This window comes from Gracilinema caldarium (assembly GCF_029265695.1).
Classification (GTDB): Bacteria; Spirochaetota; Spirochaetia; order Treponematales; family Breznakiellaceae; genus Gracilinema; species Gracilinema caldarium_A.
The window spans coordinates 1-16,392 of the sequence record NZ_JAJUHW010000034.1; the positions used below are offsets into that span (position 1 = coordinate 1).

The 16,392-nt window shown below is 49.0% G+C and carries 14 protein-coding genes; 12 read left to right on the forward strand and 2 right to left on the reverse strand.

The genetic code is table 11. The features are described 5' to 3' along the window. From Q7P68_RS10610 to Q7P68_RS10625, 4 genes are all read left to right on the forward strand, one after another. Positions 1–652: ABC transporter permease subunit (locus Q7P68_RS10610; protein WP_304225477.1), on the forward strand; the 652-nt coding region annotated here is incomplete at its 5' end. A gap of 3 nt (positions 653–655) precedes the next feature. Further along, the gene (gene thpR / locus Q7P68_RS10615) at positions 656–1,294 is read left to right on the forward strand and encodes an RNA 2',3'-cyclic phosphodiesterase (protein WP_304225479.1); all 639 of its coding nucleotides are present in this window, start codon (positions 656–658) and stop codon (positions 1,292–1,294) included. Between the two features lie 82 nt (positions 1,295–1,376). Then, positions 1,377–2,201 (forward strand): amino acid ABC transporter substrate-binding protein, encoded by an 825-nt coding sequence (locus Q7P68_RS10620; RefSeq protein WP_304225481.1) that lies wholly within the window; start codon positions 1,377–1,379, stop codon positions 2,199–2,201. Between the two features lie 30 nt (positions 2,202–2,231). Next, a complete protein-coding gene (locus Q7P68_RS10625) occupies positions 2,232–2,870 on the forward strand; it encodes an amino acid ABC transporter permease (protein WP_304225482.1) in 639 nt (212 codons plus the stop codon). Positions 2,871–2,889: 19 nt separating this feature from the next. Here Q7P68_RS10625 and Q7P68_RS10630 read toward each other — a convergent pair whose 3' ends face one another. Continuing rightward, positions 2,890–3,612, reverse strand: coding sequence for a tRNA 2-thiocytidine biosynthesis TtcA family protein (locus Q7P68_RS10630; protein WP_304225484.1), 723 nt, complete (start codon positions 3,610–3,612; stop codon positions 2,890–2,892). Beyond that, positions 3,603–4,256: a TetR/AcrR family transcriptional regulator gene (locus Q7P68_RS10635; protein WP_304225486.1), complete on the reverse strand. Its 654-nt coding sequence runs from the start codon at positions 4,254–4,256 to the stop codon at positions 3,603–3,605. The genes Q7P68_RS10630 and Q7P68_RS10635 overlap by 10 nt, the downstream gene beginning before the upstream one ends. Before the next feature lie 350 nt (positions 4,257–4,606). On the opposite strand from Q7P68_RS10635, the gene Q7P68_RS10640 reads away from it, so the two are divergent. From Q7P68_RS10640 to Q7P68_RS10675, 8 genes are all read left to right on the forward strand, one after another. Then, complete coding sequence (locus tag Q7P68_RS10640; RefSeq protein ID WP_304225487.1) at positions 4,607–6,088, forward strand: DUF6937 domain-containing protein; 1,482 nt, start codon at positions 4,607–4,609, stop codon at positions 6,086–6,088. Then, positions 6,085–7,527 carry an MFS transporter gene (locus tag Q7P68_RS10645; RefSeq protein ID WP_304225489.1) on the forward strand — a complete coding sequence of 481 codons (1,443 nt, stop codon included), beginning with the start codon at positions 6,085–6,087 and terminating at the stop codon, positions 7,525–7,527. The genes Q7P68_RS10640 and Q7P68_RS10645 overlap by 4 nt, the downstream gene beginning before the upstream one ends. A gap of 23 nt (positions 7,528–7,550) precedes the next feature. Then, positions 7,551–9,665, forward strand: coding sequence for a PP2C family protein-serine/threonine phosphatase (locus Q7P68_RS10650; RefSeq protein ID WP_304225490.1), 2,115 nt, complete (start codon positions 7,551–7,553; stop codon positions 9,663–9,665). A gap of 78 nt (positions 9,666–9,743) precedes the next feature. After that, complete coding sequence (locus Q7P68_RS10655; RefSeq protein ID WP_304225492.1) at positions 9,744–10,367, forward strand: NUDIX domain-containing protein; 624 nt, start codon at positions 9,744–9,746, stop codon at positions 10,365–10,367. A gap of 56 nt (positions 10,368–10,423) precedes the next feature. Then, positions 10,424–11,797: a transglutaminase domain-containing protein gene (locus Q7P68_RS10660; RefSeq protein WP_304225494.1), complete on the forward strand. Its 1,374-nt coding sequence runs from the start codon at positions 10,424–10,426 to the stop codon at positions 11,795–11,797. Positions 11,798–11,812: 15 nt separating this feature from the next. Next, positions 11,813–13,813, forward strand: coding sequence for a vWA domain-containing protein (locus Q7P68_RS10665; protein WP_304225496.1), 2,001 nt, complete (start codon positions 11,813–11,815; stop codon positions 13,811–13,813). Further along, positions 13,813–14,565 carry a hypothetical protein gene (locus tag Q7P68_RS10670; RefSeq protein WP_304225498.1) on the forward strand — a complete coding sequence of 251 codons (753 nt, stop codon included), beginning with the start codon at positions 13,813–13,815 and terminating at the stop codon, positions 14,563–14,565. The genes Q7P68_RS10665 and Q7P68_RS10670 overlap by 1 nt, the downstream gene beginning before the upstream one ends. After that, positions 14,562–16,328 carry a hypothetical protein gene (locus Q7P68_RS10675; protein WP_304225500.1) on the forward strand — a complete coding sequence of 589 codons (1,767 nt, stop codon included), beginning with the start codon at positions 14,562–14,564 and terminating at the stop codon, positions 16,326–16,328. The genes Q7P68_RS10670 and Q7P68_RS10675 overlap by 4 nt, the downstream gene beginning before the upstream one ends. Positions 16,329–16,392: the final 64 nt, after the last annotated feature.

The following is a 16,392-nucleotide window of genomic DNA, read 5'->3' on the forward strand; positions in this document are numbered from 1 at the left end:
GGCTAAAAATCTGGGAGCCAATGCGGCCATAATGGTTAAGAACTCCACCATTATGGCATTAGGTATTTCGGTGGGTAAAATTGTTATTTCCCTTTTAGCAGCCTTTGCCATTGTCTATTTTGATTTTGCCCTAAAGGACTTTATATTCTGGTCCATTTTCATCACCCTGATGCTCCCGGTAGAGGTCCGCATTATGCCAACCTATAAGGTCATTTCAGACCTGGGTATGCTGAATACATACTGGGGCCTCATTCTGCCTATGACCGTATCCGCCACGGCGGTCTTCCTTTTCCGCCAGTTTTTTAAGTCTGTCCCTCGGGAAATCGCGGAAGCTGCAGCAATCGATGGAGCGTCGGCCATGGAATTTTTCCGTCATATTCTTGTTCCTATGACACGGACTCCTATCGCATCCATGTTCGTTATCCAGTTTATTTATGGATGGAACCAGTATCTCTGGCCCTTGCTCATTACCACAAAAGAAAAGTACTACACCCTGCTTATCGGTATTAACCGGATGCTCGCAGTCGGAGACGCCCAAGCAGAATGGCAGGTAATCCTGGCCACCACCATGCTGGCCCTGATTCCTCCCGTCATTGTCGTCGTTGCAATGCAAAAACAGTTTGTAAGCGGTATGACTGAAACGGAAAAATAATCTATGGATCTCCGTCTCTTTATTGCCCTGGAACTGCCTGATACATTTATCGCCTCTCTTGAAAAGGACTTAAGGGACCTCAAACGGTCCCATCCCGAATTTCGCTGGACTGGCCGGGAAAATCAGCACCTTACCCTCGCTTTTCTCGGATCCGTTCCTGAACAGGGAGTTCCACTTGTTACAAAAGCCTTGGAACAGTCAGTCCTAAAATCGAAGAAAGACCGGAGAACATTAGATGATACTTACCAACAGCAAACTATCAGCACTGAATCCATTAATGGTATTGAAATAGCAGCCCAGGGCATCTATACCTTTCCGCCCCGAAAGCCCGCTTCGGTATTGGCTGTCGGACTCGGAGCCGGCTCAGAAGCGGTCTCGCTGCTAGCCGCACACCTAGAACGGGAACTCCTTGCAATAAAAGACACCGCTTCATTGAAAGACTTTGAAGCATCCCAGAGGCCCTTTACGCCCCATATTACCGTAGCCCGGGCCGGAAAAAGCCCGATACAGTTGGAAGCCGAGGAACGGCAGGTAAGGCTTACAGCCAGGGGCATCGTGTGTTCGGTAGCCCTTGTGTCTTCGGTGCTTCAGCGCGGCGGGCCCGTGTATACAGTACAAAATCGGGTCTCCCTGGAAAACTAATCCCATTTCAAAAGGCTCTTCTTGCAAGAGCCTTTTATTTCCTGCATAATGCCCCCACCTATACATATCAAGGAGTTTTAGCATGAAACGAAGTATATTGGTTACTCTGATACTGCTCTCAATACTGGCCCTCGGCCTTGGCAGCTGCGCCAAGTCTGCGGCAAAAAATGGCGCACCCCAGGACAAATCTTTGGAAACAATAAAAGCCAATGGCAAGCTTGTCCTCGGTTTGGATGATGCCTTTCCGCCCATGGGCTACCGCAACGAAAACAACGAAATTGTCGGTTATGACATCGACTTGGCTAAAGAAGTTACCAAACGGCTTGGCGTGCAGCTCGTACTGCAGCCGATCGACTGGAATGCCAAGGAACAGGAACTGAATACGGGCAAAATTGACTGTATCTGGAATGGTTTTACCATTACGGAGGAACGGGCAAAAAATATGGCCTTTACCAAACCATACCTTAAAAATGCCCAAGTACTGGTGGTCAAAAAAAACGCCGCTTATCAGACTCTGGCGGACCTTAAGGGCAAAACGATAGGGCTCCAGGCTGGTTCTTCCGCAGCAGAAGCCCTGGAGAGCAATAGTAGTTTTAAGGCGAGCCTGAAACAAGTGGTTGAATTTAAAGACAACCTGACCGCCCTGATGGACCTGGAAATCGGCGGTGTAGATGCGGTAATTATGGACCTGATTGTGGCTAACGACAATATTAAACGCTCTGGAAAGGACTACCGCATCCTGAGCGAATCTCTTTCCGCCGAAGACTATGGGGTAGGATTCCGCAAAAACGACCTCGCCCTGCGGGATGCAGTACAGGCAGCACTGGAAGCTATGGCTCAGGATGGTACCCTGGCATCTATAACTACCCAGTGGTTTGGTTCGGATATTTCCGTAGTTGGGAAATAATAAACAATAGATTGATGAGGCGGTAATGTAATGTGGCAGATGCTTGGCCAGATGGTATCGGGAACCTTGGTATCCCTTTCGGTATTTTTTCTTACCCTCTTCTTTTCCATTCCCCTTGCATTGCCAGTTGCACTTGCCCGACGCTCTAAATCAAAGCTCCTCCGCACACCGGTGAGTTTCTACATCCTGGTGATGCGGGGGACTCCCCTTATCTTGCAGCTTATCTTTGTGTATTTTGCCCCCTATTACCTCTTTGGTATTTCCTACGATAGATTTACCGCGGTCATTATTGCTTTTGCAGTCAACTATGCAGCTTATTTTGCGGAAATTTACCGAGGTGGTATCGATGCAATTCCCAAAGGGCAATGGGAAGCCGCCAAAGTATTGGGGCTTTCACGGAGTCAGACCCTATTTAAGATAATTCTCCCCCAGGTGGTACGGAGAATACTCCCCGCCATGGGTAACGAAGTGATTACGCTGGTTAAGGATACTGCCTTAGCCCAGACGATTGGTGTGGCGGAACTCTTCCGCACCGCTCAGAACGCCTCGGCCCGTCAGTTTTCTACCCTTCCCATTTTTATCGCAGGACTCTTTTATTTTGTGATGAACTGGCTCGTTACAATAGCCTTTGAGGCCGCAGAAAAAAAGATGGGCTACTATAAACTATAGTTCCCTTTTTCCACCTGCTCTAAGCCAGATAATCCTTTTTGATGTTTGAAAGGCTTTTTAGCATAAGAAGTTTTGCGTCAACAGAACCGGCAGTCAGTGTATCAAGACGACGCTGGTATTCCTTCCGCTCTCCATCATCCCCATAACCGCAGCTGCAGGTTATCTGAAGCCAGCCCATTTCGCGGGCAAACCCCCGGATTGCCTCTTCGCTGACCAGCACCAAGGGGCGGATAATTTCCACCGGGTATTTGTCATATTTTAAACGGGGCGGCATGGTAGCCAATTCCCCTTTTTTTGTCATGTTCATAAGAAGCGTCGCAAGCACATCGTCCAGATGATGCCCCAGAGCAATTTTATTAAAACCGTGATCCATAGCATATCGCAAAAGTTCTGTCCGCCGCTGGGTAGAGCACCAATAGCAGCTCATCTTCTGGCCAGGCTTAAGGCGTTCTACAATTGGCACCTCCATAGTATGGAGGGATATGCCCCATTCCTCGTAGAGCGCCGCCAGGCGCTGGGCCGCCGCCATGGGCATGCCTCCCCCCGGCACATCGCTAGCTATCCTGAGGGCTTCGATCTCAAAAGCCGGGGCATTCCACTTTTTGCGGCGGCCCAGCGCCCAGGCTAAGGTGGTAGAATCCTTGCCTCCGGAAGCTCCGAGTAAAATTCTATCCCCCGGTTTAAGAAGCTCGTAGTCCAGAATAGCCTTGGCAATCAGTTTTTCTATATGAGTCAGGGCCATAAAAGAAAGCGGACCTCCTGTGCAACTTCCTTATGCAGGGCTTCCAAACTTTCCGGAGCGCCATAACGGATATAGAAGTGCATCTTTGAATGGAAAATGTATACCATAATGTCCGCAATAAGTCGACGCTTATCTTGAGTAAACTTATCAAGTTTTTCTAGTTCCCCCAGCAAGAGTGCATAGGCTGGATGCATGAAATGGTTTCCGTCCCGTCTTATAAAGTAGCGAAAATCAATTTCTGTAGAAATAAAAGGGGCATAACGGTTTGGATTTTTACCGTTATATTCAATCATAAGAAAAGAAAATGCGAGGATCCGGTCCTCCGGGCTCATCAAGCGGTTATTTTGCAGCTCTGAGCTGCCATAAGGGATCCAAAGCTGAAAATCGGCAAATTGTCCCGACAATACTGCTTCCAGATTGTCCCTCACCCATTGAGCACAATCCCGAGCTATTTCTTCTACCGCCTCACAGAGCAGGGCATTCTGGTTTTCAAAGTAATTATAGATGCTTGCATAAGAATACGCAGCCTTTTCTCCGACCTTTTTGCTTGTAACTGCAGAGACGCCTTCGGTAAGAATAATGTCCTTTGCGGCTTCCAGAAAATAACGTCTGACCCGCTCCTTTTGAATATCCTTGTAACTCATAAAAACAGTATATATTTTCTTGACGGATTTGGCAAATGGATTTAAAATATTTAATGTCATTCAGAATATGAACGACATTAGATACCTGATAAAAATTAACTTTTTTAAGATGAGGCAGCTTCAAAAGGGAGCAACTTTTGAAATTGGTTTAAATTTTTAAAAGGCATCGGTAGTTCTTTCAAAACTCTGAGAGTTTTGAAAGAACTACCTTGAAATCCGCGATTTGGCGTGACGGTTGCATGCGTTCAATATGAATTAGTATGCTACCGCAAGCAATCGCAAAGCCAAATTCAAAAGTAAGAGACTTTTGAATTTGGCTAATCGGTTATTTTTTGTGAGGAGCGAAGGGCATGGACAGGTCCGCATCAATTTTCGGGAATCCTATACCTGCAGGGATTCAACAGAAGGCAGAAGGGCAAAAAAAAGCGTACATTAAAAAATTTGGAGATGATTCTCAAAAGGACTTAATTCTACTTTCACGTGAGGTACCGAGTCTGGATCCCCTGGGGATCCAGCAGCTTATGGTCCAGGAAGTAGGCACAAAAATCGAATGGGAATGGCAGAAGGTAGATCTCCCTTCGGATCCTAAAGCTCTGGTGGTAGGCAATATTCGTATGGGATTCGGCCATTACCGGATTTCCGTAGCTATCGCAAGCGCCGCACGGGCCATGGGCAGGAACCCCTATTGGTTTGATCTGCATTCTTTTAAAAATACTACGGGAGGCAAAATCATCGCCCACTTAAACAGCCTCTATTCACTGGGCTCCCGTTTATCCCAAAAATATGCCCTCTTTAACAGTCTCTATTGGGAACCCCTTAATTCAGAAGGGTTCCGGAAACTGACCTATAATGCGGCGGACCAAAAAACCGCAGAACTCATGGCTACTCCCTGCAAGCTCCTGCCTAAAAATATTCCCTATGTGGCAACCCATGTGTGGCCCGCCCAAGCGGCGATACACAGCGGCATGGAGCGGGTCGTCAATGTAATACCTGACAATTGGCCCATGGCCCTGCACCTTTCAGAGGGAGCTATTCACTGTGTTCAGTCTCCCTCAGCTTGGTTCGGCTACAAAACGCTGCGGGGTATGGCCGGAAAAACCATTCCCCGCTTTATGGATAAAGGAAGTCTTGTATACACGGGCCATTATATCGACCATGAATTAGTTGCAAATCTTGAACAGGATACCGCAGCTCGGATGAACCGGCTTACAACCCTTAAACCATTGCGGGTTTTGCTTTCCGTAGGAGGCGCAGGAGCCCAGCGGGAACTCTATGCACGGCTTATCCGAACCTTGCTGCCATTAGAAAAGCGAGGCAAGGTGGCGATACTCATCAATGTGGGTGACCATCAATCTGTATTGGAAGGACTCCTGGCTGATATTCCCGAACTTGTTAAAGCCCGAATGCACATTAACAACTGGAACGAGACAAAGGCCGTTGCGGAAGAAGCCATCGGAGGCACCATGTCGGGAATTCATATTTTCATGCATTCAGACATTTTCCAAGCGGTCTATACGACAAACCTGCTGATGAGAGCCAGTGATCTCCTGGTGACGAAACCGAGCGAGCTTGCCTTTTACCCGGTACCAAAACTCTTAGTCCGCCGGGTCGGAGGCCACGAAGCATGGGGGGCAATCCGTTCCGCAGAACTGGGGGATGGCACCTTTGAATGCGCTGATCCCAAAGAAGCGGAGGCGATGCTGCGCTTCTTAATGGAAGACAGCGAAGGCCTGAGCCTAATGAATTCCTGTATCCTTTCTGCCAATAAGGCGGGACTCTATTCCGGAGCCTACCGGGCAGTTGAATTAGCATTGCAAGGAGGAATGAAATGAGCAATTCTGTCATGAATACACAGGGCCGGGTTGTAGAATCCCTGCCATTTTCCAAAAAGATTATCTATGCTTTAGGACAACTCGGTTGGTCCTTGGCAAGTTATGGGGCAGCCAACTTTCTGAACTATTTTTATCTGCCGCCCCAAGAAGGCGGAGCGGCCCTGTTTCCCCGGATGATTCACCAAGGGTATATTGTAGGGGTACTCACCGTTATCGGCCTAATCCTGGCCTTTGGCCGCATCTGGGACGCTATAACGGATCCGCTCATTGCGGTATTTTCCGACAGGAATAAATCCAAAATTGGCCGCCGCCGCTTTTTTATGGCTGTCTCCGTACTACCCTTCGCATTGTTCGCCGTGCTCGTCTTTGTTGCCCCCTTTGGAACAGGAGACCAAGCAAACATCACCGCAAATGGCCTGTGGCTCTTTGTGACCGTGACACTCTTTTACCTCTTTATGACCATGTATGTAACGCCTTTCTTTGCATGGATGAGTGAACTGGGACACAGCAGCAACGAACGGCTCGAACTTTCCACCATGATTTCCATCACCTGGGCACTAGGTGCTATGATCGGAGCTCAGGCTCCTGCGCTCCAGGGCATGTTCCAAGCCCAAGGGATGTCGCCGCTCCAGGCATTCCAAGCAGCTCAGGGGGTATTCGCAGTAGTTTCGTTTATATTGATGGTACTTCCCATCATTGTGATAGATGAAAATCGCTATGCCGAATCGGTCCCCTGTGATGACGGCTTTTTTACTTCCATTGGTAATGTCATAAAGGACAGAAATTTTCTCCGCTTTACCCTTTCGGACTTTGCCTATTGGATCAGCCTTTATTTCATCAACAACGGGCTCATGTATTACATTACTGTGCTGCTGGGCCTTCCCAAGGAAACCTATTCGAGCCTTTTCATTGTAATGTTCCTGGTAAGTTTTGCCTTTTACATTCCGGTTAACTTTATAGCCCGGGCAGTGGGCCGAAAGCGACTTCTTATGATTGCTTTTGTACTTTTCGGCGTGCTGTTCTCTTTCTGCGCTCTCTTTGGCTATCTGCCCTTGCCAGTTATGACCCAGGCACTGATCGCAGCCCTCCTTGCAGCAATTCCTCTGGCCATTTTTGGAATTCTGCCCAATGCTATGATATCTGATATGGCTGAAGCCTATGCTATCGAAACAGGAATGTACAAGGCCGGTGTATTCTTTGGGTTTAGGACCTTTATGTCCAAAATGGGCCAATCTATCGGCGCGGTGCTGCTGCCGTCTATTGTAATGATTGGAGCAGGTTCAAGCGGCTCCGGGGATGTGGTTGGGGTTGCGGGTGTCCGACTTACGACCCTCTTTGCCCTTGCATTCTGCGCAATTGGCTTTATATTGCTCCTGCTTTACAATGAAAAACAGGTACAGGCTACATTAGCAAAACATCAGCAGAATAATAAACAGTAAGAGACGAGGCTAGGAGGTCTGCCATGGGTTTTCTGAAAATTCGTACATCACATTTGCAGCTCAAGGTATTGCTCTTTTTAGTACTGCAATTATCTGCAATATGTTTCTCATTGGCAGCCTCTAGCGAAGAAACATCGGCTCCTCAAGTAATGCTGAGAGCCCAGAAGTGGTATTGGGCTCAGGATCCAACCCAGGGTCAGGTAACGCCCCAGACAAATCCGGAAACAAGCCTGCAGCTAGTTTTTACTCCCCTGGAAGAGAGGGCTCTCTCAAATCTTGAAACGCTTCTTCCCAATAAACGGGGCTATATCTGGATTCGGGGCGAATTTCCCAGTGTCGATTTCTTGAGCCCTCTCCCCTTGGGTATTTTCTTGGGCAGAATTACCATGACCGATCAAACCTGGGTCAATGGAGTCTTTGTGGGCAGTATGGGCCGAAACCCGCCCAACTATTTTAGTTATTGGAATACCTCCCGAGAATATGCCATTCCGCCAGAAGCAATACAGCTTCACAAACCTATTACGGTACTCCTTCATATCTGGGTTGATGGAGAGGGCTCCATTGCATCCCGCCCCTTTATCGGTTTTAGACAGGATACGGTTCACGCCAGCCGCTGGGAAAATTTCTGGAATTCTACCGTAAACCTCATGTTTGCAGCGGTCATGCTCATCATTTCGCTATATCATTTTATACTCTATTATAGAAGAAAAAAAGACAAAGAAAATTTTTCCTTTGCACTGCTTAACCTGCTGAGCGTTTTTTATCTTTCCAATTTTTTCATTACCGAACTGCCCGGTATGCCCCCCGCCTGGATGACCTATGTAAGTTTCCAGAAATTAATCAACCTTGCACTCTTTTATATGCTCTTTAAGCTTTGCGGTTTTGTTCGGGACTACCTGCGGAGAACCGATCCTGTCTGGGTGCTGTGGGCGCGGATTATATTATTTATCATTCCGGTAGGCATCGTATTAGTAAGCCCCAATTATTCCACCTTAAGGGAAATAAGGCTCTTTACCCAATTTTTCCTCCTGCCGCCCCTTGTGTATGTACTCTACATGCCCCTTGATTCTTTGTTCAAAAAGGATTCTGATGCACTGCCGCTGCTCCTGGGCTTTTCACCCATGGTTCTCACCGCTTTACTCGACATTTTCATGCACGAGGTTCTGAAACTATACAACTTCCCCTATCTCTCTGGTTTTGGCTGGCAAATTGTCCTTATCAGCTTTCTGTTTCTTCTTGCTGGACGTTTTGCCCGAGCACGGAATGAGGCTGAGGACCTAAATCTGCACTTGGAAAACAAGGTTAAAGAACGGACCGATGAACTCTCCCAGGCGAACCTCCAATTGCAGCAGGTGAACGCAGCTCTAGAGGAAGCTAACTATCGTGCCCAGCGGGACCTTAAAATGGCAGAGTTTGTCCAAAAAAGCTTTTATCCAGCCTTTTTGCCCACCTTGGAAAATTGGGACATTGCCTATGCCTTCGAACCCATGGCGGGAGTCTCCGGGGACCTCTATGATTTTTATATTGATGAAAAAACGCTGCTCGGTGCGGGTCTTTTTGACGTTTCAGGTCATGGTATCGCATCAGGGCTTGTGGCCATGTTGGCAAAATCCGTCGTGTACCGCCAATTTACAGATGGTAGAGACATACCCCTTGGGGAGGTCATGAAAAAGATTGATGAAAAACTCATAGCCGAAAAGGGCAATATAGAAAATTACCTCACTGGAATACTGCTCCGCTTTAGCGGAGACCGGGTGGAATATGTTAATGCAGGTCACCCTGACCTCCTGTACCGCTCTGGCCGTTCGGGTATTGTAAAAGCCGTGGAATCCCGTCAGGGTGAAAGCCGGGGTCGTTTTATAGGTCTTGAAGGCCTTTCTGAAGGTTATCGGAGCCTCCGTTTTCCCATACATCAGGGTGACACGCTGTTTGTTTACTCCGATTGTCTTGTGGAGGCAAAAAATGCCTCAGGCGAAGATTTCGGCAATGACCGGATTCGCGCTGCCCTCTCTCAGGCTCCTGCAGAACAGGGGGCCGCTGCGGTCCGGGACTATATTCTGCAGCAATTCAAAGGCTTCCTTGCAGGGGAGCCCCCCAAAGACGACCTTACCATGCTGGTCATGATAAAGGTGTCGTAGAGGAACAGTCTACACAGAGGTCCTGTTTTCTGGTAGGCTTTGCTTATAAGTTTATCAAACCAGAAAACAGGAATTATCATGAAACACAACGAAGCGGTGCTCTGTGTGGTCACTGAGCTGCTGAAACAAAAAATAGGGTTGCAAAAAAACAGCTATATCTATTCACAACAAGAGCTTATTGATATTTTCTCAGCCTGCGAGCCCCAATTTGTACTGCGCAGCGAAGCTGAACATAATTCATCCTATAAACAGCTTATTCCCTATTGTCTTATCCAGGATTTGCATGGTAATTTCCTTGCTTACGAGCGCAGCGGCACGGAAAAACGCCTCCATGGACTGTATTCGCTCGGCGTCGGGGGCCATATCAATCCGGAAGACGCTCATGGAAACCGCGAATTTTCCCTGGCAGAAACGCTGAAACAGGCCTTAATGCGGGAACTCGGCGAAGAAATTGGATACACCCCGCCGGAAGGGGCTTACACCTGCAAGGGGCTTATCTATGAAGATAAAAGCTCTGTCGGTACGGTGCATATCGGCATTGTATATGTGCTGACCTTGGATCCGCTACATATGACTGTGGGAGAGGAACTGGGACAGATCCGCTGGCTTTCTGAGGCAGATATAGCACTGGCTATGCAAAACAAATCCATGGAGTTCGAACACTGGTCAGAGCTGGCCTTTGGTTTGTGCAAAGGGGTTTGAAGTACTCGATAAGTATCCCATTGCCGACTTTCCTATCCTGATTTACACTATTTTGTATGGAAAATACAAAGCCAAAAAAATCGGTTCTGGAAACTATCGGTAATACCAGTATCATCGTCGGTCTTTTTGCCTTTGCGGTGCCCGCACTGGCGGTCTTTGGTATCGACCAGCCGCTCCAAGTCATCAAAAAAACCTTTGGTCCATTCGGCGAACCGGGGGTGCTCATTGCGGTCTTTATAGCGAGCTCGGTTCTCACCATGCTCCTTGGGACGGTGAACCGTATCTTGCCCCTCCTCTCGGGCTTTGGAACGGGCATAGTCCTCTTTGCAGGGGCCTTTGATCTTCCCTATCTCGCCAGCATCCGTTCAGCCCTGTTCCGCTTCCCTCCCTTTAGCCAGCCGGGACCGGCCTTATTTGCGGGAGCCCTGGCGATCATCACGGGGCTGTTTATGGCCCGATCGGAAAAGTTAAAAGTCCTGCCGGCCTTGCTCGGCCCATCAATCCCTGCGCTTTTACTACTTTTTATACTGACTGCCTGGTCTCCTTTTACCGCCAGCTCTGCATCTCTCGGAATGGATGCCAGTACCTTTGAAAAGGCCCTGCAGTCTATATCAGCGACCATGGGCAAGTCCTATGTAAATCCTGAGGTCGAGAAGGCGGTCCGGCAGGTGGTGGAAGAAAAGGACAAAACATTACAGAAAAAGGAAAAGGCCCTTAAGGAGCTTTCCGAACGGCTCGCCCGGAGCGAGGAGGACAAAAAGGCCCTTGAACGATCCGTTAAGGACAGCGCTTTGTTAAGTAAAGAACTGGAGGCGGCTAAGCAGGTCATTAAGGATCTGCAGGGTCGTATCGAAAAGGATAACGCCCCGGTAAAAGGAGGCCGCTACGACCTTGCTGTCCAGCCTACCAATCCTCTGGTGCGGGATTTTGCGGTTAAAATTGCCGCCGCAGCTCCGGGCCCTTGGGATGATCCCCAGGGGAGCAAAATTCCCAACGCAGCAGGGGCAAAACAACTGGTGCTCATACACGGGGCCCTGTCCCGCAACTGGAAGTATGTAAGTGATCCAGCGGTTTCCTGGACCGACTATACGTCTCCTGCAAGCAGAACCATAGCCCTGAGCCTGGCGGGAGACTGTGATGATTATGCTTCAGTCATGGCATCCTGTATTATCGCGGTAGGTGGCCGATCCAGGATAATCCATGGCTTCCGGGGACAGCAGGGCCATGCATGGGCGGAAGTCTGGATTGGCCGGGGGGCGGTGGCTGACCGGGTTCTACAAGCCGTTGCTCCCTATTCAGGAAAAAACTCAATGAACCTGGCGGTCAGCCGGGACACTGCTACGGATGACCGCTGGCTTGTTTTAGACTGGGAACTTGGTCGGTATAGCTTTCCGGGCAGCACCATGACCGTTGCATGGACCAGCAATTAAAAAGGACAACCCAAAATGGATGAACAATTTGTGAGTCTTTTCCTTTTTGGCAAACATTATGATCTCCCGGTCATTAAGGACTCCCAGTTCAATGAGCTTCAAGACAGAATCCAGACACAGCGGGAGGTTCTTGCTGCAGAAGAGAAGAAGGGTGGCCTTTTTTCCTTTTTAGTAAAAAAAGAGGAACTCTCTCCGGAAGAACGGCTGGAACGCATGGAACAGCTCGTTGAACATTATGATGAGCTTATACAGCTGCTCCGAAGCAAAATTCAAAGCTGCCGCCGGGTCTTTGAAGCCATCGGCGATGGGGTACAGGAAGAGTTCCTTGAGCGTCTTACTAATCTAGAACAACTTGAACAGGAACGGCAGCGGCTCCAAGCTCAGTTTATACAGTCCGGGCATGGCGACAGCGCCCAGGTTTTTGAACAAAAGGCAGAGGAAATCAGGACCATGGTCACGAACCTGAGCAGAGCCGCCATCCTGATCATCAAAAAACTGCGCCATGCTCTGGATGCTCTGGAAACCCTCGCTGCAGACGATGAAAAACAGCTTGAGGTCTACGAAAAACTTAAAAACGACGTGGGTCTTTACCGGCAGTACTACGATTTTAACCGGAAAATGGCAGCGGTTCAGCGGGAAATCGCAGAACTTACCAATATTGCCTTAAGTTTTGACAGCATCCTCAGGGACAACCTGGGGCCTTTAGGAACCCTGGTAGACCAGATCAGCCAAATCGATATGCGGCTGGGAGAAAGCCTGGCGGAGATAGAAAAACTCTCCGCGGAGCTGGAAAGGGGCAACCTATTAAGTCCGAGCCTGGAACCCGTTTCGGATCGGTTAATGAGTACCATTCTGGCGGGCAGGATGAAAGCCGACATAGTATCAGAAATACTTGAACAGATGCGAGATCCAAGCCGTGACTTAGATCAGATTGATTTTAATCTGAGCCTCACCGAGGCAGCATCGAAACAGCTTGATTTTGCAGCCCTGGCAGAGAACATGCGTATTCTTGTTCGCACGGGCATCCACGACCTTGATACAGCAGTATTGCCTCAGTTACAGGCTGCAAAAGCTGAAGGAACCGCTCCTGATCCCATGATGGATCCAGACCTTTTGGCACCGGAAACCACAGAAAATGCAGCTCCGCATCCTACTCAGAGTCCAGATCAGCTGCCTTCGGTCCAAGCAGAGAAAAGCCAACACAGCACCATACGGCGATCCTACACTGCCAATATTTCTAGGAACCATCCTACGCTTATTCTTTTTATGCTGGACCAATCCGGTTCCATGGCAAATGATTATAGCGCAGGCTTAAGCCGCGGCGAATATCTGGCTCATGTGGTCGACCAGCTGCTCGAAGAGCTGGCTGCCCGGTGCAACAGGGCTGACGGCCTTCGGGATTATTTCCATATAGCATTGGTGGGTTATGGAGATGGGAAGATCCGCAATCTTGTGAAACCACTTTTATCGGAAGAAGAATGGATTCCCATCTCTGTTCTTGCACAACAGCCTCTTTCCATTCGAAAAGACCGGGAAGGATTACCCCACCCTCATTGGGTTACGGTTATCAATGAAGGAGATACCCCCATGCGGGCAGCCTTTGAGCAGGCCTGCCATATTGCAGCCCGCTGGTGCGACCAGCATCCCGAATCATACCCACCGACAGTCATTAATATAACCGACGGAGAAAGCACTGACGGTGACCCGGAAGGCCCTGCTCGCATTTTGCGTCAAATCCATACTAAGGATGGAGAAACCCTACTTTTTAATCTCCATGTGGATGATCGCCAAAACGAAAGCCGCTCTGTTATCTTTCCCGCATCCCCGGATGGTCTCAATGAATACGGCAATCTCCTTTTCAGAATCTCAAGTCCCATGCCGGAACATCTTGTGGAAGCAGCTCGGCAGGAGGGCTTTTCCGTATCCCGCTCATCTCGCTTTTTTGCCTACGGAGCAAGTGCAGACCTGGCTACCCGCTTTCTGAACCTGGGGTCCCGGCCGGGGAAAATACTGTAATGGCGACCCTCGAACGGTTTATTTCAATCCCCTACCATGGAGAACGAGGCGAAGATTGCTGGGCTTGGGGCGGGAGCAACAGCGGAGCGACTGCCTGGGTACTGTGCGATGGGGCAAGCGAAAGTTATGATGCTACCGGTTGGGCAGAAACCCTCGCCATGAGCATAGTGGATGGTATTTTAAACTTTGAAAGAGTCCCCCGTACTGGTCGCAGAAATTTACAAAAATTGCTAGAATTATGGATACATCGGGCTCGCAGAATATACCAAAGCAATAATAAAAACCAGCTATCAGCGGACGATTGGCTCAGCCGGGCATCCCAGGATCGGGGCTCCTGGGCTACCCTGCTTGCTATCCGCATCTCACCGGGCGCTCAAGCACTTACTGTTTGGACCGTAGGCGATACGGAACTTTTTGTGCTGGACCATTACCGCGATGTTCTACATCTGCCAATACTAGAGAGAGAAGCCTTTTCTTTAACTCCGTCATTAATTGGCAATTCAAAACAGGCTACCATACCCCAGTGCAGGATCTGGAATTTACAGCTCCAGAGATTAAAGCAGCCCCGGCTCATACTCTGCACTGATGCCTTAGCAGCTTTTATGCTTGCGCATCATGAAAGGGAGAGAAGCTTATGGTGGGAGTTTATAACGAAGGCGCCTCTTAAAACAGTGATAGATGAGCTTGCACAAACAAGAGAAACAGGGGCCCTTGCCACCGATGATTGTACCCTTTTGGAGCTTCGACCATGAAAAGGTGGCCCAATCTACAGGATTACAACAAGGCCCTCGCCCCGGAGAACCTTCAGAGGAGCCTTAAGCTTGCCGGTTTTGAAGGCTCCCAGATCCAGACCAACGTATACGGAATTCCCGCAGCGATTTCAGGTGGCTTTGCCTATATCTATCAACTTATATTAAAGGATGGTTCCAAAAAAGCCCTCCGTCTTTTCCACTCCGCCCAGGAGGAGCGGCTTCCCAGTATGGAGGCCGCCTACGGACTTGCAGCCCGTATCGCAGGCAGCCGGGACCCTTTGGCGGCAGCCTTCATCGAGGCTCATTGGATCAGCAACGGCTTTTTTGTCGAAGACCTAGCCGTTCCGGCCATTATTATGGACTGGGTTGATGAACCGGTACTGGCATCCTGGATCGAAAAACAGTACCGCAACCGGGACCAGATGAGGGCCCTGCGTAAAAAGCTCTGTAAGCTCCAGTCCAACCTTGAAGCATCTCAGATAATTCATGGCGATATTCAAGCGAACAACATCGCCATAACAAAACACAATGCTCCCATTCTGCTGGATTATGACAGTCTGGGAGAACGGAACGCTTATGACAGCCGCTGGGAAAAAGGGCACATCCATTTTCAACATCCCGATGAGAAGCGACATGTGAACGGGATCGATCGCTTTCCCTTTTTAGTCATGGACCTTGGCTTGGCAATTTTGGAAGAAGAACCCGGCCTGTTCGAAACCTATAGCCAGGGAGAAAACATTCTTTTTACGGCCGATGACTTTTATAATCCCCACAGCAGCCAGCTCCTTGCTGCAGCAGCCGCCATTCCGTCTTTAACGGCGGCCTGCGAATTATTTGCATCAATCTGTACGGGCCCCTCCAACGCGGTGCCTACTATAACAGTGTTTCACGAAAAGACGGGGATACAGCTCGAAAATACAGCACAGACTGCAGCAGCACATGGCCACCAAGAAATAATCAAGACCCAAACGGAGGCAACTCAAAAAGAAGCGGTTACCGAAACAAGGCCCAGAAAAACGGCAGAGCAGGAATCGAAATCTTACCGGCCTGTTTATCCAGTCTATGCAGCATCTAGTTTTCTTTACCTCGTGCAGCAAAATGGGCTTCTTAATCCAATGCCAAATCTTGAAAGCCTGCCAATAATAGGCCAGAAAATCGAACTGATTGGCAAGATACATGAGGTTAAACAGGGCAGAACAAAATACGACGACCCTTATGTGTTTGTGAATTTTAATGACTGGAGAAGGGGCGGCATTAAACTCATATTCTGGGCTGAAGGTTTAGACGCCTTCGGAGACCAGGCTCCCGATGATACCTGGAAAGACCGTTGGGTCAGTGTTACCGGTATGGTTGATGAACCTTACGAAGGCAGGGCCAGCTTTCCTCAGTTTTCTATAACTATCAATGATCCAAGCCAGATCCGGCTTATATCATCCAAAGAGGCAGAGCGGCGCCTTACCGCAGCACAAGCCCTTCCGACCCCTGCTCCGATTACCGGGCAAGCTTCATCTGCCGCCCGGCGTAATGCTGCGGCACAGCCGATTCAGGGCCATGCTGTTCAGGATCGAATCGCAGGGCGCCCCAGCAACGCGGACCTTTTGCGCCAACTAGAGCAGGAAATGAAAGCCCCCTTACAATCTCAGAACAGTTTTCTCTCCCAGAGCAGTCCGCTTCCATCAACAAGTTCATCCCAATCATCAGGCTGTATCTGGTTTTTATTGGTCTTACTGGGAATGGTCTTGTGGATATTAATCGGAAGATAGACAGAGAGACCCAAATAACATTAAATCCGAAAAAAACACTCTAAAACCGAAATTTTTCACCGTT